The 19,092-nt window shown below is 67.5% G+C and carries 15 protein-coding genes; 7 read left to right on the top strand and 8 right to left on the bottom strand.

The genetic code is table 11. From position 1 onward, the window contains the following. Positions 1-5: 5 nt before the first annotated feature. The 3 genes from ACRSCF_RS22360 to hemC are packed head-to-tail and all read right to left on the bottom strand — an operon-like array spanning position 6 to position 2,906. Positions 6-1,148 carry a uroporphyrinogen-III C-methyltransferase gene (locus ACRSCF_RS22360; protein ID WP_034348890.1) on the bottom strand — a complete coding sequence of 381 codons (1,143 nt, stop codon included), beginning with the start codon at positions 1,146-1,148 and terminating at the stop codon, positions 6-8. Continuing rightward, entirely contained in the window at positions 1,145-1,954 is an 810-nt protein-coding gene (locus tag ACRSCF_RS22355; RefSeq protein WP_034365390.1) for a uroporphyrinogen-III synthase, read from the bottom strand. The genes ACRSCF_RS22360 and ACRSCF_RS22355 overlap by 4 nt, the downstream gene beginning before the upstream one ends. 13 nt (positions 1,955-1,967) lie before the next feature. Further along, positions 1,968-2,906: a hydroxymethylbilane synthase gene (gene hemC, locus ACRSCF_RS22350; protein WP_074921588.1), complete on the bottom strand. Its 939-nt coding sequence runs from the start codon at positions 2,904-2,906 to the stop codon at positions 1,968-1,970. A 112-nt stretch (positions 2,907-3,018) separates the two neighbouring features. On the opposite strand from hemC, the gene ppc reads away from it, so the two are divergent. Next, positions 3,019-5,868 (top strand): phosphoenolpyruvate carboxylase, encoded by a 2,850-nt coding sequence (ppc, locus tag ACRSCF_RS22345; protein WP_017406380.1) that lies wholly within the window; start codon positions 3,019-3,021, stop codon positions 5,866-5,868. 126 nt (positions 5,869-5,994) lie between these two features. Then, positions 5,995-8,103, top strand: a complete 2,109-nt coding sequence (locus ACRSCF_RS22340; RefSeq protein ID WP_016448937.1) for an EAL domain-containing protein — start codon at positions 5,995-5,997, stop codon at positions 8,101-8,103. Positions 8,104-8,139: 36 nt separating this feature from the next. Here the strand turns inward: ACRSCF_RS22340 and flhC are convergent, their stop codons facing one another. From flhC to ACRSCF_RS22315, 5 genes are all read right to left on the bottom strand, one after another. Next, positions 8,140-8,682, bottom strand: a complete 543-nt coding sequence (flhC, locus tag ACRSCF_RS22335; protein WP_016448936.1) for a flagellar transcriptional regulator FlhC — start codon at positions 8,680-8,682, stop codon at positions 8,140-8,142. Between the two features lie 27 nt (positions 8,683-8,709). Then, positions 8,710-9,036 carry a flagellar transcriptional regulator FlhD gene (flhD, locus tag ACRSCF_RS22330; RefSeq protein WP_012204159.1) on the bottom strand — a complete coding sequence of 109 codons (327 nt, stop codon included), beginning with the start codon at positions 9,034-9,036 and terminating at the stop codon, positions 8,710-8,712. Between the two features lie 319 nt (positions 9,037-9,355). Next, a complete protein-coding gene (locus tag ACRSCF_RS22325; protein WP_046986506.1) occupies positions 9,356-10,264 on the bottom strand; it encodes a sulfurtransferase in 909 nt (302 codons plus the stop codon). Between the two features lie 93 nt (positions 10,265-10,357). Beyond that, positions 10,358-11,263, bottom strand: a complete 906-nt coding sequence (locus tag ACRSCF_RS22320) for a DMT family transporter (protein ID WP_016452492.1) — start codon at positions 11,261-11,263, stop codon at positions 10,358-10,360. A 350-nt stretch (positions 11,264-11,613) separates the two neighbouring features. Beyond that, the gene (locus ACRSCF_RS22315) at positions 11,614-12,753 is read right to left on the bottom strand and encodes an aromatic ring-hydroxylating oxygenase subunit alpha (protein WP_016448933.1); all 1,140 of its coding nucleotides are present in this window, start codon (positions 12,751-12,753) and stop codon (positions 11,614-11,616) included. A gap of 340 nt (positions 12,754-13,093) precedes the next feature. On the opposite strand from ACRSCF_RS22315, the gene xseB reads away from it, so the two are divergent. The 5 genes from xseB to ACRSCF_RS22290 all read left to right on the top strand — a co-directional run bounded on the left by xseB (position 13,094) and on the right by ACRSCF_RS22290 (position 18,995). Further along, positions 13,094-13,330 carry an exodeoxyribonuclease VII small subunit gene (gene xseB / locus ACRSCF_RS22310; protein ID WP_016448932.1) on the top strand — a complete coding sequence of 79 codons (237 nt, stop codon included), beginning with the start codon at positions 13,094-13,096 and terminating at the stop codon, positions 13,328-13,330. 8 nt (positions 13,331-13,338) lie between these two features. Further along, a complete protein-coding gene (locus ACRSCF_RS22305; protein WP_034365416.1) occupies positions 13,339-14,289 on the top strand; it encodes a polyprenyl synthetase family protein in 951 nt (316 codons plus the stop codon). A 203-nt stretch (positions 14,290-14,492) separates the two neighbouring features. Further along, positions 14,493-16,373 (top strand): 1-deoxy-D-xylulose-5-phosphate synthase, encoded by a 1,881-nt coding sequence (gene dxs / locus ACRSCF_RS22300; protein ID WP_017405740.1) that lies wholly within the window; start codon positions 14,493-14,495, stop codon positions 16,371-16,373. A gap of 264 nt (positions 16,374-16,637) precedes the next feature. Next, positions 16,638-17,720, top strand: a complete 1,083-nt coding sequence (locus ACRSCF_RS22295; RefSeq protein WP_034365392.1) for a TRAP transporter substrate-binding protein — start codon at positions 16,638-16,640, stop codon at positions 17,718-17,720. A gap of 195 nt (positions 17,721-17,915) precedes the next feature. Continuing rightward, positions 17,916-18,995, top strand: coding sequence for a TRAP transporter substrate-binding protein (locus ACRSCF_RS22290; protein WP_016448928.1), 1,080 nt, complete (start codon positions 17,916-17,918; stop codon positions 18,993-18,995). Positions 18,996-19,092 lie beyond the last annotated feature (97 nt).

Below are 19,092 nucleotides of genomic sequence, written 5' to 3'. Positions count from 1 at the left end.
GCTGCTCAGCGGCCTGCGGCGGCTGTTGCCAGCGCCGCCAGGGTTTCTTGCAACGCCGGCTGTTCGGTGGTGCGCAGATTGGCCTGGATCTGTTGCAACTGGGCCTGCACGATCTGGGTGCGCCGCGCGGCAGGATCAAAGTACTTGTTCACGGCCATCCCGGAAGCTGCCAGGTCGGCCCGCGCCGCATCCCACTGGCGCGACAGCAGGGCCAGGCGCGAGTTCAGCAGCTTGAGCTTGAGGTTCTCGCGCAGGAAATAGGCCTGTTCCGGCGCCAGCAGGATGGCGTCCGGGTGGTCTATGCGGCTGACGCGCAGCAGGTCCTGGGCTTCTTCGCGCACGGCCGTCCAGCCGCGCTCGCCCCAGGATTGCCACCAGCGCCATTCGGTGGGGCTGCCCTCGATGGGGGCGGGCTCGGGCTGGCGGGCCGCCTGGCCGGCCACGCCGCGATGGCGGCTGGCGCGTGGCTGGGCCACGGCGTTGAGCAGGGGCATTTCGTCGACCAGGCGCACCAGGTCCTCGATGCGCGTGAGCAGGCCGGCGGTGTCGGTCACGCTCATGCGGGCCAGCCGTTCCAGATCGCGGTCCAGCGCGCGCATGACCGGGGCCAGCCGGGGCTGGGCGGCGCGTTCAATGCGCTGGCGGGCGTTCTTGAGCGTGGCCACCAGCGGCTGCAGGCTGCCGGACAGCTCGGCCTGCTGCTGTGCCAGGCGGATGGAGGATTCGATGTCCACCACCAGGTTTTCGTCGCGCGAGCGCGACATGCTTTGCAGGAGTTCGTCGAGCTGCGTGCGCTGCAGAGACAGCTCGGCAATGCGCGCCTCCATGACCGAGGTGCGCGCCGCGCTATCGCGGGCCAGGTCCTGGGCATCGCGCGCCAGGGTGCGGGCCTCGACCGACTGGGAGCCGGACTGCGCGGACTGGCGCGCCAGCTGTTCCTGGATATTGCCCAGGCGCTGCCACAGCATGCCGCAGGCAATGAGCGCCGCGACGGCCACGGCGCCCACGCCGTAGACCAGGGCCGAGGAGCCGCCGCGCAGTTCTGCAGCGGGGCTGCTTTGGGCGGAGCCGGCTGCGAAGGCTGCTGCGGAGGATGCGGGCGTTAGGTCCTGCGGGGTGGGGCGGTCTTGCGCTGCGTCGGAACTCATGGCGACGATTCTATCGACGCAACCACGTCCTCCAGAGCGGGCCGGCATTGCTTGACATCTCCGAATCCCATGTGTCTTGCCTGGGCAGCGATTCGCTCGTGCGTAGCGAGCGCTCGCGCTTTTTGCCACGATTGGCCCGGCAGGAGCTGTTGCAGGTTGGCAACGGATTCGGCGCTGCTGAGCAGCCACAGCGTGCCATCTTCGGCCGCCAGGCGTGCCAGTGCCGTCTGGGCTGCATCCCAGGCAGGCAGTTCGCGCTGGTAGACGGCCAGCATTTCGACCTGGGCACCTGCCTCGCGCAGTCGGGCGGCCAGCCAATCGCGGCCGGCGCCTGCCGTGGCCGGCACGGTCCTGGGCGCTCCTGCCTGGCTGTCGCCACGCACGATGAGCACGCGGTCGCCCGCATGGATCTGGTCATGCACGCGCTGCCATAGCGTTTCGGATTCGAACTGGGCGGCGTCCGGTGGCGGGCCGTCGATCTGTGCTGGCGCAATGCCCAGGGCCAGCAGCGCCTGGGCGGTGCCGGGGCCGGGCGTCCAGGCGCGGGTGGAGGCCGGAAGCCGTGCGGGGTCGGTGCCGAAGAAATGCTGGACGGCGTTGCCGCTGACGAACATCACGGCGCGGTAGCCCGGGCCTTCGCGCAGCGCGTTGCGGGCGGCCTGCAAGGCCTGTTGCGTGGCCGCATCGCGGCAGGGGCCTATGGCCATCAGCGCCAGCGGCTGGGCCGGAAGGCCCCGGGCCTGCAGCGCATCCACCCACGCGGCCGCGTCATGGGCCGGGCGGGTGACGAGTATGCGCGGTGGCATGTGGGCGTGCCGTCTAGAGCTTGGGGACCGGCTGGGCGCCCGCCGCCTGCAGCAGCGCAGCCACGTGCTGGCCCAGTGCGTCGGCACTGGCGAAGTCGGTGACGGTGGCATCGGCGTGCACCTGCACCAGCGGCAGCCGGCCTTCCGGGTCTCCCCAGGCTGCGTCCAGGCGCAGTTGCTGGCCGTCGAAGGTGCCGTGCGCCGCCAGCGGCATGGAGCAGCTGCCGCCCATGCAGCGGCTGACGGCGCGCTCGGCGGTCACGGTCAGCCAGGTGGTCTGGTGGGCCAGCGGGGCCAGGGCGTCGATCAGGTCCTGGCGGTCGGCGCGCACCTCGATGCCCAGCGCGCCCTGGCCTGCGGCAGGCAGCATGCCGGCGGGCTCGAACCTGGCGCGGATGCGGTCAGCCAGGCCCAGGCGCATCAGGCCGGCAGCGGCCAGCACGATGGCGTCGTAGTGGCCTTCGTCCAGCTTGCGCAGGCGGGTGTTCACGTTGCCGCGCAGCGGCTCTATCCTCAGGTCGGGGCGCAGGGCCTGCAGCAGTGCCTGGCGGCGCAGGCTCGATGTGCCGACGACGGCGCCCTGCGGCAACTCGGCCAGCGCGGCGTAGCGATTGGAGACAAAAGCGTCGCGCGGGTCTTCGCGTTCCATCACGCAGGCCAGCACAAAGCCTTCGGGCAGCTCCATGGGCACGTCCTTGAGCGAGTGCACGGCGATGTGGGCGCGTCCTTCTTCCAGCGCCACTTCCAGCTCCTTGACGAACAGGCCCTTGCCGCCCACCTTGGACAGCGTGCGGTCCAGGATCTGGTCGCCCTTGGTGGTCATGCCCAGCAATTCCACTTCATGCCCCCGGGCGCGCAGCAGTGCCTGGACATGCTCGGCCTGCCACAGTGCCAGCTGGCTCTCGCGCGTGGCGATCACGATGGAGTGGGGGATCAGTGGTTTGGTATTCATCAGGAGCCTCGAGGGGAGCGCGGGATGCTAGCATGCTGCGCCGCAGTAAACCCGGCACCAGGACCGAAGCCCAAGCAAACCGATACGCTGACCGATTCCAGGAGATTCGTTGATGGCCACCGCCCCCCGCAAGAGCAATGCGCGAGATGACAGGCGTGATGACAAGCCTGTCCGCAAGACGGACAAGGACCTGCCGCTGATCGAGGACATACGCCTGCTGGGGCGCATTCTGGGCGATGTGATCCGCGAGCAGGAAGGCGTGGCGGCCTTCGAGCTGATCGAGCAGGTGCGCCAGCTGTCGGTGACCTTCCGTCGCGATGCCGACGAGACCGCCGACCGCGCGCTCAAGCGCCTGCTCAAGGGCCTGACCACGGACCAGACGGTGAGCGTGATCCGCGCCTTCACCTATTTCAGCCATCTGGCCAACCTGGCCGAGGACCGCCACCACATCCGCCGCCGCGCCGTGCACGAGCGCGCGGGCAACACGCAGGAAGGCAGCATCGAAGTGGCGCTGGCGCGGCTGCGCTGGGCCGGCATCTCGGCCGGTACCGTGGCGCAGACGCTGGCCAGGAGCTATGTGGCGCCCGTGCTCACGGCCCACCCCACGGAAGTGCAGCGCCAGAGCATCCTGGTGGCCGAGCGCGACATCTCCCAACTGCTGGCCGCGCGCGAGGACATCGTGGCCCGCGCCCAGCTGTACAACAGCGCCAAGGACGCGCTCACCCCGCGCGAACTCGAACGCAACGAGGCCCAGCTGCGCGCCCGCGTCAGCCAGCTGTGGCAGACACGCCTGCTGCGCTACTCCAAGCTCACCGTGGCCGACGAGATCGAAAACGCGCTGTCCTACTACGAAGCCACCTTCTTGCGCGAGATTCCCAAGCTGTATGCGCAACTGGAGCAGGAGCTGGGCAACACCCTGCCCGTGCACAGCTTCCTGCGCATGGGCCACTGGATCGGCGGCGACCGCGACGGCAACCCCAATGTCACGGCCCAGAGCCTGGAGCTGGCGCTGTCGCGCCAGGCCGACGTGGCGCTGCGCCACTATCTGCGCGAGGTGCACTACCTGGGCGGCGAGCTGTCGCTGTCCCAGCGCCTGGCCGATGTCACGCCCGAGATGCAGGCGCTGGCAGAGCGCTCGCCCGACACCAACGAGCACCGCTCCGACGAACCCTACCGCCGCGCGCTCACCGGCATCTACGCGCGCCTGGCCGCCACGCTCAAGGTGCTGACCGGCGGCGAGGCCGCGCGCCATGCCGTGGCGCCGCAGAACGCCTATGCCTCGCCCGAGGAGTTCCTGGCCGACCTGCGCGTCATCGACGACTCGCTCAGCCGCAACCATGGCGAGGTGCTGGCGCCCCAGCGCCTGCGTCCGCTGATGCGCGCCGTGCAGGTTTTCGGCTTCCACCTGGCCACCGTGGATCTGCGCCAAAGTTCGGACAAGCATGAGGAGGTGGTGGCCGAGCTGCTGGCCACCGCGCGCCTGGAGCCCGACTATTCGGGCCTGCAGGAAGACGCCAAGTGCGCCCTGCTGGTGCGCCTGCTGGAAGAGGCGCGGCCGCTGCGCGTGGTGGGCGCCGACTATTCCGAGCATGCGCGCGGTGAACTGGCCATCTTCGAGGCCGCGCGCCGCCTGCGCGCGACCCTGGGCGCCGAGGCGATACGCCACTGCATCATCAGCCACACCGAGTCGGTCAGCGACCTGCTGGAAGTGCTGCTGCTGCAAAAGGAGGCGGGGCTGCTGCGCGGCACGCTGGACGACGGCGCCGTCTGCGACGTGATCGTCGTGCCGCTGTTCGAGACCATCGGCGACCTGCGCAGCGCCGCGCCCATCATGCGGCGCTACTTCCAGCTGCCCGGCGTGGCGGCCATGGTGCAGCGCAGCGGCGGCGAGCAGGACATCATGCTGGGCTACAGCGACAGCAACAAGGATGGCGGCATCTTCACCAGCAACTGGGAGCTGTACCGCGCCGAGATCTCGCTGGTCGAGCTGTTCGACGATCTGGCCGACAGCCATGGCATCAGCCTGCGCATGTTCCATGGCCGCGGCGGCACGGTGGGCCGTGGCGGCGGCCCCAGCTACCAGGCCATCCTGGCGCAGCCCCCGGGCACCGTGCGCGGCCAGATCCGGCTGACCGAGCAGGGCGAGGTCATCGCCTCCAAGTACGCCAACCCCGAGATTGGCCGGCGCAACCTGGAGACCCTGGTGGCCGCCACGCTGGAGGCCACGCTGCTGCAGCCGACCAAGCCGGCCACGCGCGCCTTCCTGGACGCGGCGGCGTTTCTGTCCGAGGCCAGCATGGGTGCCTACCGCGCCCTGGTGTACGAGACTCCCGGCTTCACCAGCTACTTCTTCAGCAGCACGCCCATCCGCGAGATTGCCGAGCTGAACATCGGATCGCGCCCGGCTTCGCGCAAGCCCTCGCAGAAGATCGAGGACCTGCGCGCGATTCCCTGGGGCTTCAGCTGGGGCCAGTGTCGGCTCACGCTGCCGGGCTGGTACGGCTTCGGCGCGGCGGTGCAGGCCTTCATCGGGCAGCCGGGCAAGGATGGCAAGGCCCAGCTGGCCCTGCTGCAGAAGATGTACCGCCAGTGGCCGTTCTTCCGCACCCTGCTGTCCAACATGGACATGGTGCTGGCCAAGAGCGACCTGAACCTGGCCTCGCGCTATGCCGACCTGGTGCCGGACGCACGCCTGCGCCGCCGCATCTTCAGCGCCATCGAGGCCGAGTGGCACAGCACCGTCGATGCGCTGGCGCGCATCACGGGCGACAAGCAGCGCCTGGCCCACAACGAGGCGCTGGCGCGCTCCATCCGCCACCGCTTTCCCTACATCGATCCGCTGCACCATCTGCAGGTGGAGCTGGTGCGCCGCTGGCGCGGCGGCCAGACCGATGAGCGCATCAAGACCGGCATCCACCTGTCGATCAATGGCATTGCGGCCGGCGTGCGCAATACCGGCTGATCGAGGGCGCGAGCGGGCCGGGAGGCCCCTCGCGCCGCCATGCGCAGGGCGCCGGCCGGCCGCCGTGTAGGATGTGCTTCGGACAGGGGCGCATGACTCCTGCCGGGAAGTGAAGGGTGGGAGCTTATGGGCAACAAGACGCCATGGCCGGGGTTCCCGGACATGCAACTGTTCCTGACGCAGCGCCTGGCCAGGCTGGCCGGTGCCAACTCCATGCGGGCCATACGCGAAGGCCTGCTCTGGCTGGTCCCATGCCTGCTGGTCTCGGCCCTGTTTCTCATACTGTCGGCGCTGGCGCAAATGTCCGGCCAGCCCGAGCCCGTGGTGCAGCTTCTTGCGGGCCTGCATGCGCAGATCGGCAGCATCCTGCCGCTGCTGGTGGCCGCCTCCATCGGCTACATGCTCTCCATACGCCACAGGCTGCCGCGCCTGCCGGTGACCTTTCTGTGCTTTGCCCATGTGCAGATGGCCATCTTCCTGCTGCGCGAGCATCCGCGCGCGGCCGCCACGCTGGTGCTGTTCATCGCCATAGCCTCGCCCCTGATCACCGTGCCGCTGATGGCCAGGCTCAGCGCCATGCGCTGGACGCGCATTGCGCGCACGGGCTTTGTGGGCGAGAACGTACGCGAGGTGATGAACCTGGTCGTGCCCGGCTCCATCGTCGCGCTGCTGCTGGTGGTGCTGCTGCTGGGCCTGCAGCAGGTGCTGCCCGATATCACCCAGGCCGAACTGCCGCTGGCCATCGCCACCCCCGAGAGCCCCTATCGCAGCGGGCTGACGCTGACGCTGCTCAATTCCGTGCTCTGGTTCTTTGGCGTGCAGGGCTACTACGCCATGCAACCCTTCTTCCAGGTGCTGGACCAGGCCGTGCTGGCCAACGCCGCCGCCGTGGCCAAGGGGCTGGTGGCGCCCTGGGCGCTCAACGGCGGCCTGATGGGGTCCTTCGTCTTCATCGGCGGCTCGGGGGCCACGCTGTCACTGGCGCTGGCCGTGCTGCTGTTTTGCAAGGGGCGCGGCCTGCGCATGCTGGCGTTGGCCGCGTTGCCCATCTCCCTGCTCAACGTCAACGAGATCCTGCTGTTCGGCCTGCCGGTCATCCTGAACCTGCGCCTGCTCGTGCCTTTTCTGGCGGTGCCCGCCATCAACCTGGTCGTGGCCGTCACGGTGGTGCAGGCCGGCTGGGTGGCTCCGGCCTCGATGGTGCTGCCCCTGACCGCGCCCGTGGTCTTCAATGCCTACGTGAGCACGGGCGGCGACATGGGCGCCGTGGTGCTGCAACTGGCGCTGACGGTGTTGGGGGCGCTGGTCTATGCGCCTTATGTGCGCTCCATCGACCGGCTGGGCCAGGACGATGGCGCCATCGTGCTGCGCGCGCTGGACACCACGTTCTCCCGGCTGCCCGAGGAGGCAGGCCTGGTCACGCGCGATCCGCTGGTGCTGGCGCACGAGACCCAGGCCCGGCGCGAGACCATGCTGTCCCATATCCGCCGCATCAGCGAGTACGAATTCCACCTGGAATTCCAGCCCCAGGTCTCGCACCGCAGCGGCTTGTGCCTGGGCTGCGAGGCCCTGTTGCGCGCCCACGATTCGCAGGGCAGGCTGCAGCAGCCCGGCGGCTTTCTGCGCTGGCTGGGTGATGCCGGCCTGATGCGCGAGGTCGATCTGTGGGTGGCGGGCGCTGCCGTGCGCCAATGCCGGCTGTGGCGCCAGCACGGTTTTTCCCTGCCGATCAGCATCAATGTCACGGGCGCCACGCTGACATCGCCCGAGTACTGCTCGCGCCTGCTGATGCTGCTGGCGCAGGCCAGGGGCCAGGTGGGCGTGGAGATCACGGAGGAAGCGCTGGTGGGCGATGTGGAGGCGATCCGCAAGGCCATAGGCCAGATCCACGCGCTGGGCGCCAAGGTGGCCATAGACGACTTCGGCACCGGCTTCTCGTCCATGAGCTACCTGCACCAGTTCGACGTGGATGCCATCAAGATCGACCGCAGCTTCGTCGTGGCCAGCGGTCACGCCAAGGGCGCGCTGGTGCTGGACGGCCTGCTGCGCTTTTGCGAGGCGCTGCAGTTGAACGTGGTGGCCGAAGGCGTGGAGACCCAGGCGCAGCTGCAGGCCCTGGGCTTCGAGGGCGAGCTGCTGGTGCAGGGCTGGTACTTCAGCCGGGCCCTGCCGGGAGAGCAGTTGCCGCAGTTCGCCAGCGACTGCGCCGCCAGGGCAGGCGGCGAGACGGTCTGAATCCGTGCTGGTGCATCGCTGCGGCGATGCAGGGGCTCAATGCAGCATCAGGGAGCCGGCGCTCTTGCTCTTGCCGGCGCGTGCGGGCGGATTGCACAGGCCGCACTGGTAGTGGCGCTCGTTCTCGTAGGGCTCGGTCACGAACTGGCCCTTGCACACGGAGCACTGGGTGCGGGTCAGCATCTGCGCATCGACAAACTTCACCAGGCGCCATGCGCGTGTGAAGGACAGCAGCGCCTCCAGCTCGGCGGCCTGGATCTGCTCGGTATAGAGACGGTAGGCCTTGGTCAGTTGTTCAACGGCATCCAGCTCGGCGCCCTTGGACAGGTATTCGTAGATATTCAGGAACAGCGAACTGTGGATGTTCTCCTGCCAGGTCAGGAACCAGTCGGTCGAGAACGGCAGCTGGCCCTTGGATGGCGACTTGCCGGCGATCTCCTTGTACAGGCGGATCAGGCGCTCGTAGGACAGCGTGGTCTCGGATTCGAGCACCTGCATGCGTGCACCCATCTCGATGAGCATGGCGGCACGCTCGATCTGCTTGGACTCGTTCAGGACACTTTTGACGGCGGTGGACATGGCGGGCTCCAGAGTTCTTCGGGCGGATCAGAGGACTTCGGAAACGCGGCTGGCCATCAGGATGTTGGCGTGCAGCGTATTGGTCGCACCGTTGCCGATCTTGTTGCTGCTGTGGTTGGTCAGCAAGCTCCAGACCATTTCGTCGTCCACGCGGAAGCTGGCGAGCAGGGTATTGCGCGAGGCCAGCTTCAGCACCTGGGCTGCCGACAGCGCGGCCAGCAGGTCGCAGGATTCTTCGTTCAGTCCCAGGCGGAACACCGCTTCCGCCTTGTCCTGGCGGATCAGGGTCTGGGCCAGCATCAGGTAAGTGAGGTTGGCTTCGCGGATTTCGGCAAGCAGCTGTTCATTGTTCATAGGACCATCCTTTGCATCTCGGCAGCCGCAACACCGGGGTAGAAACAAGATGTTCAACCTGTTGCGATCTGTTGGGATGGATTGTGGAGGAGGGTCCCTGGCCGTTGAAGTCGGGGCAGGTCTGCGCCGGATGTCTGGTTGTGAGACGGCGTTTGTAAGATTTACCTTACACCTGTAGCAAGGTTTGGATGACTCGATTTCGCCCGGCCTCTGCCGTCCGGGGGCCTGGGAGCAGGCCGCTGCAGTGGTGTTGTTGCATGTCGGCCTTTTGACACAGTGCTGTCATTGTGCAGCCTCCCAGGGGCGGGCATAAGCCGAATTAGCCGCGCTCCACCGGCCTCTTCGGGTCACTGCACCACTCGCTCCAGCTGCCCGCGAAAAGCCGTGCCGGCGGCAGTCCTGCAATGCGCATGGCCAGCAGGTTGGGCAGGGCGCTCACGCCGCTGCCGCACTGGTGGACCACGCTGGCCGGATCGCGGCCGGCCAGCAGCCGGTCGAACTCGGCGCGCAGCAGGGCGGCGGGCTTGAAGCGGCCGTCGGCCGCAATGTTTTCGGTGAAGGGCCTGTTCAGTGCGCCCGGGATATGGCCGGCCACGGGGTCCAGCGGCTCGACTTCGCCGCGATAGCGTGCCGGCGCGCGCGCATCGACCACGGTCTGGCCTGCGCTGCCCAGTGCATCTAGCACCTGCTGTGCCGTCGCCAGCTGCTGCAGCGGCTCGTGCAGCTCGAAGTTGGACTGAAAGCGCGCGCTTTCCTCGCCCGATGCCACAGGCTGGCCTGCGGCCTGCCAGGCCTGGAGACCTCCGTCGAGCACGGCCACATCGCCATGGCCGGCCCATTGCAGCATCCACCACAGGCGCCCGCAGTAGTTGGCGCCGTTGCGGTCATAGACCACGGCCTGCATGTCGTTGGAAAAACCGATCTCCGACAGCCACATGGCAAACAGCTCGCGGCTGGGCAGCGGGTGGCGGCCGCCCGAGGCGGCCTGCTCGCTGGCCGCCACGCTGCCATGTGCGCCGGGCACGCCGTGTTTTGCGCTGAGGTCATGGTCCAGGTCGGCGAAGACGGCGCCGGGAATATGCGCCTGCAGGTACTGCGCCTTGCCGGCCGTGGGTTGGGCCAGGTCGAAGCTGCAGTCAAAGACCATCAGCGGACGGCCGCCGGACTGCAGCGCGGCCAGTTCCTGGACGGAGATCAGGGTCTGGTAGGAGGAGGTGTTGGATGTCATGGATGCGGAACTCCGAAAGCCAGCGCAGGCGGCGGTGCGCCTGCGGCAGAAGGTCCGATCCATTATGCGACGGCCCCAGGCGGGCCGTCGCCGTCAGCCGCGTGAACGCAGGGCCGTGGCCAGTGCGCCGCTGGCCACGATCAGCACGATGCCGGCCCAGCCGATCAGCGGCACGCTTTCGCCGAACAGCGCCAGGCTCAGCAGGGCGGCAAAGACGATGCCCGAGTACTGCAGATTGGCCACCACCAGGGTATTGCGGCTGTTGCCGGCCGAAGCGTAGGCCGCCGTCATGCAGACCTGGGCCACGGCAGCCAGCACGCCCACGGGCAGCAGCCACAGCGCGCGCCAGCCCGGCCAGGCGGACACGCCCGTGAAGCACATGGCCAGGGCGCCGGCCACGGCCGAGCCCAGTGCGAAGTAGAAGACCACGCGCGCCTCGGGCTCGCCCATGCGCGACAGCGTGGCCACCTGCATATAGGCCATGGCGGCGAACACCCCGCCGATCAGGCCGCCCGCGCTGGCCACGAATTCCTGCGGCGCCGCGCTGGGGCGCAGCACCAGGATCACGCCCACGAAGCCCAGGGCCACGGTGGCGACCAGGCTCCAGGGAAACGGCGGCAGTGCGCGCAGCGCATGCGATTCGGGCTGGCGGCGCAGCTGGTGGCGCAGCAGCAGGCCCTGGCCGATCAGAAACACCGCCATCCAGATGCTGCTCATGGAGTTGAAGGTGGCGGCCGTGGCCAGCGGCAGGTGGCCGATGGAGTAGAACCAGGCGCCCATGGAAGTCACGCCCACGAAGCTGCGCCAGGCATGCTCGCGCGGGTAGCGCGTGGCCAGCGAAATGCCCTGGTGGCGCGCCAGCCACCACAGCGCCACCATGCTGACCAGCCCGCGGTAGAAGACGATCTCCGCCGCGTTGAAATCCTGGGAGGCGAACTTCACACACACACTCATGACCGCAAAGACGAATGCGGCCGCCACCATCCACAGGGCTTGCATATTAATGACCGGATAGAGCCGCACAAGGACCGCGGCGCTGGACGAGAAAGGGTTGGGTTTTGTTTTTGGCGCATGCCGCCTGGCTGTCTACGGCCCGGGGCCGCGGCAGGGACACGCGCAAGGCACTGTATTGCATAAGCCAAGACATTGGGTCTGCCTCGGGATGCATTGCAGTCGCCAGCCCTGCCCATTGGGCACACCAGGGCGCTTGCATGCAGAGGAGCTGTGCGGCGGGCCTGCCGCTCGATGAAGGCGGCCCGATGCAGGAGGCCCAATGCAGGAGGCCCAATGCCGGAGGCCCAATGCAGACGGCCCGCACGAATGCGGGCCGTCGGAAGAGCCGGAGCCGATCAGCGTGCGGGGACTGCGTCGCCCATCACGCCGCGATACCACTCATGGAAGTGCTGCATGCCGTCTTCCATGGGGCTCTGGTAGGGGCCGACCTCGTTGTCGCCGCGCTCGTACAGCGCCCTGCGGCCGGCGTCCATGCGCTCGCCGATCTCGTCGTCCTCGATGCAGGTCTCCATGTAGGCGGCCTTTTGCGCCTGCACGAATTCGGGCTCGAAGGCGGCGATCTCTTCGGGGTAGTAGAACTCGACCACGTTCAGTGTCCGGTCCACGGCCAGCGGGTGCAGGGTCGAGACCGTGAGCACGTGCGGATACCACTCCACCATGATGTGCGGGTAGTAGGTCAGCCAGATCGCTCCGCGTTCGGGCAGCTCGCCGTTGCGGTAGGCCAGCAGCACGTCGTGCCACTTCCTGTAGGTGTCCGAGCCGGGCCGGGCAAAGCCGGGCGCCACGCCCACGGTCTGCACCGAGTACTCCCTGGAAAACTCCCACTGCAGGTCATCGCAGGTCACGAAGTTGCCCAGGCCCGGATGGAACGGGCCCACGTGGTAGTCCTCGAGGTAGACCTCGATGAAGGTCTTCCAGTTGTAGTTGCACTCGTGCATCTCGACATGGTCGAGCACGAAGCCCTCGAAGCTCAGCTGCTCGCGCAGCTTCATGCCGGCGAGGTCGGCCTCGATGTCGCGGCCGTTGTCCTCGAACAGCAGGCCGTTCCACTCGCGCAGACGGTAGTTGTTCAGGTTCAGGCAGGGATCGTGGCTGAAGTGCGGTGCGCCCAGCAGCTCGCCGCTGGTGCTGTAGGTCCAGCGGTGCAGCGGGCAGACGATGTTGCCCCCCGCATGGCCCTTGCCTTCGGTCATCAGGTTGCCCCTGCCCTTGAGCATCACGGCCTGGCGGTGGCGGCAGACGTTGGAGATCAGCTCCACCTGCCCCCTGGCGTTGCGCACCAGCGCACGGCCTTCCTTTTCCTGGGGCAGGGCGTAGTAGTCGCCTATCTCGGGAACGGCCAGTTGATGGCCCACGTAGCGCGGGCCGCGTTGAAAGATGGTCTCCAACTCACGCTGGAACAGCGCAGGGTCGAAGTAGCTGGAAACTGGTAGTTGGCTTGCGGCCTGCTGCAGTTGAAGACTTAAATCAGACATGGGTGACCTGACCTAAAGACTCCCCACAGGGAGGGTGCGCGTGCGCACGGGATTGGAAAAAGCAAAACCGGCCGTTCCTGGACATGGAGACAGGCTTCACGACTTGAAAACAAGCGGCGCCCGAGGCGTCCTGTCTTGTCGGTGAGCCCGACCGCATGCCTAGGCAAGGGGCCGGTTTGGCGGGGAATGGGATTATAGCCCGTGGGGTTATTTCCGGATGCCCGGTACGTGTATTGCAAGCGGCCGATGGCGCCTGTCAAGGGCTGTCCGGTTATTGGCGGCGCGGTCGCGGAGGGACGCCTAGAATCGTCGGTTCCCCACAACGCACTGCCAACGCCACATGCCCAAGGCTGCCCCCAAGGCTCCCGCCGAGCCCACCAGTTACGAATCCGCGCTGCAGGAGCTGGAGCAGCTCATCGCGCAGATCGAGTCGGGCCAGCTGCCTCTGGAGCAGATGCTGGCCGGCTACCAGCGCGCGGCGCAGCTGCTCGGCTACTGCCGTGGCCAGCTCGACGCGGTGCAGGAGCAGGTCAAGGTGCTAGACGAGGGGACCCTGGCCCCTTGGAGCCAGGATTGAAGATTGCCATGAGTGCCCTGATGACTTCCGCTTCCGATGTTTCCCAGGCGCCGGGCCTTGGCGCGCTGGATTTTCCCTGCTGGATGAACGACCGCCTGGCGCGCACCGAAAGCGCGCTGTCCCAATGGGTGGGCGTGGATGCGCCGGCCGGCCTGGGCGAAGCCATGCGATACGCCGTGCTCGATGGCGGCAAGCGCCTGCGCCCGCTGCTGGTCTGGGCTGCGGCCGAGGCCGTGGCCGGCCTGCCGTCGGCCGCCGTGCGTGCCGGCTGCGCCGTGGAACTGATCCATGCCTATTCGCTGGTGCACGACGACATGCCCTGCATGGACAACGACGTGCTGCGCCGTGGCAAGCCCACGGTCCATGTGCAGTTCGGCGAGGCCTCGGCCCTGCTGGCCGGCGACGCGCTGCAGGCACTGGCCTTCGAGCTGCTCGTGCCCGCGCCCGACGAGGCTGACGGCATGCCCGATGCGCTGCAGGCACGGCTGTGCCGGCTGCTGGGCCGTGCCGCAGGCGCGCAGGGCATGGCCGGTGGCCAGGCCATCGACCTGGCCAGCGTGGGCCTGCAACTGAGCGAGGCCCAACTGCGCGAGATGCACCGCCTCAAGACCGGCGCCCTGCTGCATGCCAGCGTGCTCATGGGCGCAGCCTGCAAGGAGGGCGTGGATGCCCAGGCCTGGCAGGCGCTGTCCGACTACGGGCAGGCGCTGGGCGTGGCCTTCCAGGTGGTGGATGACATCCTCGACGTGGTGGCCGACTCGGCCACCCTGGGCAAGACGGCCGGCAAGGACGCGGCCAACGACAAGCCGACCTATGTCTCGCTGCTGGGCCTGGACCAGGCCCGCGCCCATGCCGACGAGCTGTGCACCCTGGCGCACGCGGCGCTGGCGCGCAGCGGCCTGCCGGACACGCGGGCCCTGGCGGCACTGGCCGACATGGTCGTGAGCCGCACTCACTGACAATGAAGCACCCCCTGAGTCGCTTCGCGCCTTCCCCCTCTCTACCCGCTTCGCGGGGGAGGGGGACGACACCCTCGCTGCGGGGCGGCCCTTGCTCGGTGTCCCTTGGTGGGGGCGCGCTACTTGCAAGGGTGGCGTTCGATGCCACAGGCAACTGATACGAAAATATGGGCGATGGTCTTGCGGCCATCAAGATATCTAGCATGACCACGAACACCTACTCCCTGCTGCAGACCATCGACGATCCCGCGGATCTGAGGCGTCTGTCGCGTGCCGAACTCAAGACCCTGGCCCAGCAGCTGCGTGCCTATGTGCTCGACAGCGTCTCCAAGACCGGCGGGCATCTGAGTTCCAACCTGGGCACGGTGGAGCTGACGGTGGCGCTGCATGCGGTGTTCGACACGCCCTACGACCGCGTGGTCTGGGACGTGGGCCACCAGACCTATCCGCACAAGATCCTCACGGGCCGGCGCGAGCGCATGGCGTCGCTGCGCCAGTTCGGCGGCCTGTCGGGCTTTCCGCAGCGCGCCGAGAGCGAGTACGACACCTTCGGCACGGCCCACTCCTCCACCAGCATCTCGGCCGCCCTGGGCATGGCCCTGGCCGCCAAGCAAAAGGGCGAGGACCGCCGCGCCATCGCCGTCATCGGCGACGGCGCCATGACGGCCGGCATGGCCTTCGAGGCGCTGAACAACGCCGGCGTGACCGATGCCAACCTGCTGGTCATCCTCAACGACAACGACATGAGCATCAGCCCGCCCGTGGGCGCGCTCAACCGCTACCTGGCCCAGCTCATGAGCGGGCAGTTCTATGCCAAGGCGCGCGACATGGGCAAGAGCGTGCTCAAGCAGGTGCCTCCGCTGCTGGAGCTGGCCAAGCGGCTGGAGCAGCAGGCCAAGGGCATGGTCGTGCCGGCCACGCTGTTCGAGAACTTCGGCTTCAACTACATCGGCCCCATCGACGGGCATGACCTCGATTCGCTGATCCCCACGCTGGAGAACATCAAGAGCCTCAAGGGCCCGCAGTTCCTGCACGTGGTCACGAAGAAGGGCCAGGGCTACAAGCTGGCCGAGGCCGACCCCGTGGCCTACCACGGCCCCGGCAAGTTCGACCCCAGCGTGGGCCTGGTCAAGCCGGCCACGCCCCCGAAGCAGACCTTCACCCAGGTCTTCGGCCAGTGGCTGTGCGACATGGCGGACAAGGACCAGCGCCTGGTGGGCATCACGCCGGCCATGCGCGAGGGCTCGGGCATGGTGGAATTCCACAAGCGCTTTCCGGGCCGCTACTACGACGTGGGCATTGCCGAGCAGCATGCCGTCACCTTCGCGGCCGGCATGGCCTGCGAGGGGCTCAAGCCCGTGGTCGCCATCTACTCGACCTTCCTGCAGCGCGCCTACGACCAGCTGATCCATGACGTGGCGCTGCAAAAACTGCCCGTGGTCTTTGCGCTGGACCGTGCGGGCCTGGTCGGCGCCGACGGCGCCACGCATGCCGGTGCCTACGACATCGCCTTCGTGCGCTGCGTCCCGCACATGAGCATGGCCTGCCCGGCCGACGAGCGCGAATGCCGCCAACTGCTCACCACGGCCTACGAGCAGGACCATCCGGTGGCCGTGCGCTACCCGCGTGGGGCGGGCGTGGGCGTGGCCCCGCTGGAGAGCCTGCAGGGCCTGCCCTTCGGCAAGGGCGAGGTGCGCCGCGAATCGGCGGCGAAGAAGGTCGCCATCCTGGCCTTCGGCACCTTGCTGTATCCCGCGCTGACCGCAGCCGAGGCGCTGGACGCCACCGTGGTCAACATGCGCTGGGCCAAGCCGCTGGACGAGGAACTGCTGCGCCAGGTGGCCTCCACGCACGAGCTCATCGTCACCGTGGAAGAGGGCTGCATCATGGGTGGCGCAGGCAGCGCCGTGGCCGAGTCGCTGCAGGCTGCCGGCATCACGCGACAGCTGCTGCAGCTGGGCCTGCCCGACGAGTTCATCGAGCACGGCGATCCCGCCAGGCTGCTGGCCCTGCAGGGGCTGGACGCGGCCGGCATCGAGGCGTCGGTGCGCGCCCACCTGGCGCCCGAGCGCGCCGTGGCCTGAAGATGGGACGGGCCTGTGCCCCGCGATGGGGCGCATCGTGCATGCCGAGCAGGACTACGCGGGGGAAAACCCCGTCCGCGCTTGCTTTGCGGCGTTTTTAGAATCGATACCACCTGATACAGTGTGAATGCACGTGCGAACGTGCGTTTTTTTTGCCGCCGGGCCCCCAAGGCAGAAGCGGCCCCTCGGAGGGGCAGCGGACCTTGCGCAGCAAGGGGTGGTGGTGGCTTTTTCTGACTGACAACACATCGCGGAGAGACATTCATGGACCGTCGTTCGATCATCAAACATGCGGGAATCGCCGGCGTGCTGGCTGTGGGAGCCGCACCCGCAGTCCACGCCCAGGAGGCGGTCCGCTGGCGTCTGGCCGCGAGCTTTCCCAAGTCGCTGGACACCATCTTCGGCTCGGCCGAAATGTTCTCCAAGACGCTCAAGGCGATGTCGGGCGGCAAGTTCGAAGTCTCGGTGCATGCGGCCGGTGAGCTGATGCCCGCCTTCGGCGTGGTCGATGGCATCCAGAACGGCACCATCGAGATGGCGCTGACGGCGCCCTACTACTTCACCGGCAAGGACTACATCTTCGCCTTCGGCTGCGCCGTGCCCTTCGGCCTGACGGCGCGCCAGATGGATGCATGGATGGAGCACGGCGGCGGCCGCAAGCTCATGGACGAGTTCTATGCCCAGTACAACATCAAGAGCCAGAGCGCAGGCAACACGGGCACCCAGATGGGCGGCTGGTTCCGCAAGGAGATCAAGTCGGTGGCCGATCTCAAGGGCCTGAAGATGCGCCTGGGCGGCGGCCTGTTCGGCGACGCCATGCTCAAGCTCGGCGTGGTCGCGCAGAACATGCCCGTGGGCGAGGTCTACCAGGCGCTTGAAAAGGGCACGCTGGATGCCGTGGAGTTCGTGGGTCCGTACGACGACCAGAAGCTGGGCTTCAACAAGGTCGCTCCCTACTACTACTACCCCGGCTGGTGGGAAGGCGGCGCCGAGCTGGAGTTCTTCATCAACACCAAGGCGTATACGGCCCTGTCGCCCGAGTACAAGGCCATGGTCGATGCGGCCTGCAACGTGGCGGCACGCGACATGACGGCCAAGTACGACGCCAACAACCCCGTGGCGCTCAAGAAGCTGGTGGCCGACAAGACCCAGCTCAAGGCCTTCCCCAAGGACTTCATGGATGCCGGCTACAAGGCCGTCATGGAGATCATGGCCGAGCATGACGCCAAGTCGCCCATGTTCAAGAAGATCAACCAGAGCCTGCGCACCTTCCAGCGCGACCAGCTGCTGTGGGAGCGCTTCTCGGAGTTCCGCTACAACAGCTACATGACCACGGCCAAGCTGTAAGCAGGTCTGCAGCCAGCAGCACGCACAAGGACGGTCCATGCCTTCCACGCCTGCAGGCCAAGCCCGCGTCCCCTCTGCGAAATGCAGCGGGGACGCGGGCTTTTTTGTTCCGATGATGTATGTGGGCCGAGCTGCCAAGAGCAGTCCGGCCTTTTTTGAATGCTCTCAAGCAGAGCGAATCAGGAGGAGACAGAGATGGACAGAAGAAAAGCACTCAAGCACGCCGGTCTGGCCGGCGTATTGACTGCCGCAGCGGCGCCAGCCGTTCATGCGCAGGCGGCGGTGCGCTGGCGCCTGGCGTCCAGCTTTCCGCGTTCGCTGGACACCATCTACGGCTCTGCCGAGGTGTTTTCCAAGGCGATCAAGGAAATGTCGGGCGGCAAGTTCGAGGTGTCGGTGCATGCGGCCGGCGAGCTGATGCCCGCCTTCGGCGTGGTCGATGGCGTGCAAAACGGCACGGTGGAGATCGCGCACACGGCGCCCTACTACTTCTTCGGCAAGAACGAGGCCTTTGCCATCGGCGGCGCCATTCCGTTCGGCATGAACTCGCGCCAGCTCACGGCCTGGAACGTGGACGGCAACGGCGGCAAGCTGATGCGCGAGTTCTATGCCGAATACGGCATCGTCAACTTCCTGGGCGGCAACACCGGCGCCCAGATGGGAGGCTGGTTCCGCAAGGAGGTCAAGACGACCGAGGACATCAAGGGCCTGAAGTTCCGCATCGGCGGCTTCGCGGGCCGGATCATCGAGCGCATGGGCGGCGTGCCCCAGAACATCCCGGGTGGCGAAATCTACCAGGCGCTGGAAAAGGGCACCATCGATGCGGCCGAATGGATCGGCCCCTATGACGACCTCAAGCTGGGCTTCAACAAGGTCGCGCCGTTCTACTACTACCCCGGCTGGTGGGAAGGCAGCCTGAACCTCGAGTTCTACGTGAACCAGAAGGCGCTGGCCGCGCTGACGCCCGAGCAGCGCGCCATGGTGCAGGCCGCCTCGCACGAGGCCCATGTGGTCACCCAGGCCCGCTATGACGCGCGCAATCCCGGCGCGCTCAAGCAACTGGTGGCCAGCAAGGCCAAGGTGCTGGCCTTCCCGCAGACCGTGCTCGATGCTTCCTACAAGACCACCATGGCGGTCTATGCGGAGCTGGCCGAGAAAAACCCTGCATGGAAGAAGATCTACAGCGACTACCGCAACTTCCAGCGCGACGAGGTGCTGTGGTTCCGCTTCGCCGAGGCGCGCTACGACGCCTTCATGTCGGCGCAGAAGCTGTGAAGTCGCGGCGCCCTCGGGCGTCATGCGCGAAAGAAAGCCGGGCACTGCCCGGCTTTTTTCATGCGCGCAGGGGACCGGCGCACGCCGGGGTCCGAAC

It is taken from the genome of Delftia sp. 11MD (assembly GCF_050907895.1).
Lineage (GTDB): Bacteria > Pseudomonadota > Gammaproteobacteria > Burkholderiales > Burkholderiaceae_C > Comamonas > Comamonas tsuruhatensis.
Note: the sequence above shows the minus strand (reverse complement) of the source record. Positions and strands in the feature narration are given on the sequence as shown.

Excerpts from the sequence above, each read along its gene's own strand:
- ppc (WP_017406380.1), top strand. The coding sequence starts at position 3,019 with ATGGCCACCGCCCCCCGCAAGAGCAATGCGCGAGATGACAGGCGTGAT.
- ACRSCF_RS22315 (WP_016448933.1), bottom strand. The coding sequence starts at position 12,753 with ATGTCTGATTTAAGTCTTCAACTGCAGCAGGCCGCAAGCCAACTACCA.
- ACRSCF_RS22290 (WP_016448928.1), top strand. The coding sequence starts at position 17,916 with ATGGACAGAAGAAAAGCACTCAAGCACGCCGGTCTGGCCGGCGTATTG.
- ACRSCF_RS22305 (WP_034365416.1), top strand. The coding sequence starts at position 13,339 with ATGAGTGCCCTGATGACTTCCGCTTCCGATGTTTCCCAGGCGCCGGGC.
- ACRSCF_RS22325 (WP_046986506.1), bottom strand. The coding sequence starts at position 10,264 with ATGACATCCAACACCTCCTCCTACCAGACCCTGATCTCCGTCCAGGAA.
- flhD (WP_012204159.1), bottom strand. The coding sequence starts at position 9,036 with ATGAACAATGAACAGCTGCTTGCCGAAATCCGCGAAGCCAACCTCACT.
- ACRSCF_RS22355 (WP_034365390.1), bottom strand. The coding sequence starts at position 1,954 with ATGCCACCGCGCATACTCGTCACCCGCCCGGCCCATGACGCGGCCGCG.
- ACRSCF_RS22360 (WP_034348890.1), bottom strand. The coding sequence starts at position 1,148 with ATGAGTTCCGACGCAGCGCAAGACCGCCCCACCCCGCAGGACCTAACG.
- dxs (WP_017405740.1), top strand. The coding sequence starts at position 14,493 with ATGACCACGAACACCTACTCCCTGCTGCAGACCATCGACGATCCCGCG.
- hemC (WP_074921588.1), bottom strand. The coding sequence starts at position 2,906 with ATGAATACCAAACCACTGATCCCCCACTCCATCGTGATCGCCACGCGC.
- ACRSCF_RS22320 (WP_016452492.1), bottom strand. The coding sequence starts at position 11,263 with ATGCAAGCCCTGTGGATGGTGGCGGCCGCATTCGTCTTTGCGGTCATG.
- ACRSCF_RS22295 (WP_034365392.1), top strand. The coding sequence starts at position 16,638 with ATGGACCGTCGTTCGATCATCAAACATGCGGGAATCGCCGGCGTGCTG.
- ACRSCF_RS22340 (WP_016448937.1), top strand. The coding sequence starts at position 5,995 with ATGGGCAACAAGACGCCATGGCCGGGGTTCCCGGACATGCAACTGTTC.
- xseB (WP_016448932.1), top strand. The coding sequence starts at position 13,094 with ATGCCCAAGGCTGCCCCCAAGGCTCCCGCCGAGCCCACCAGTTACGAA.
- flhC (WP_016448936.1), bottom strand. The coding sequence starts at position 8,682 with ATGTCCACCGCCGTCAAAAGTGTCCTGAACGAGTCCAAGCAGATCGAG.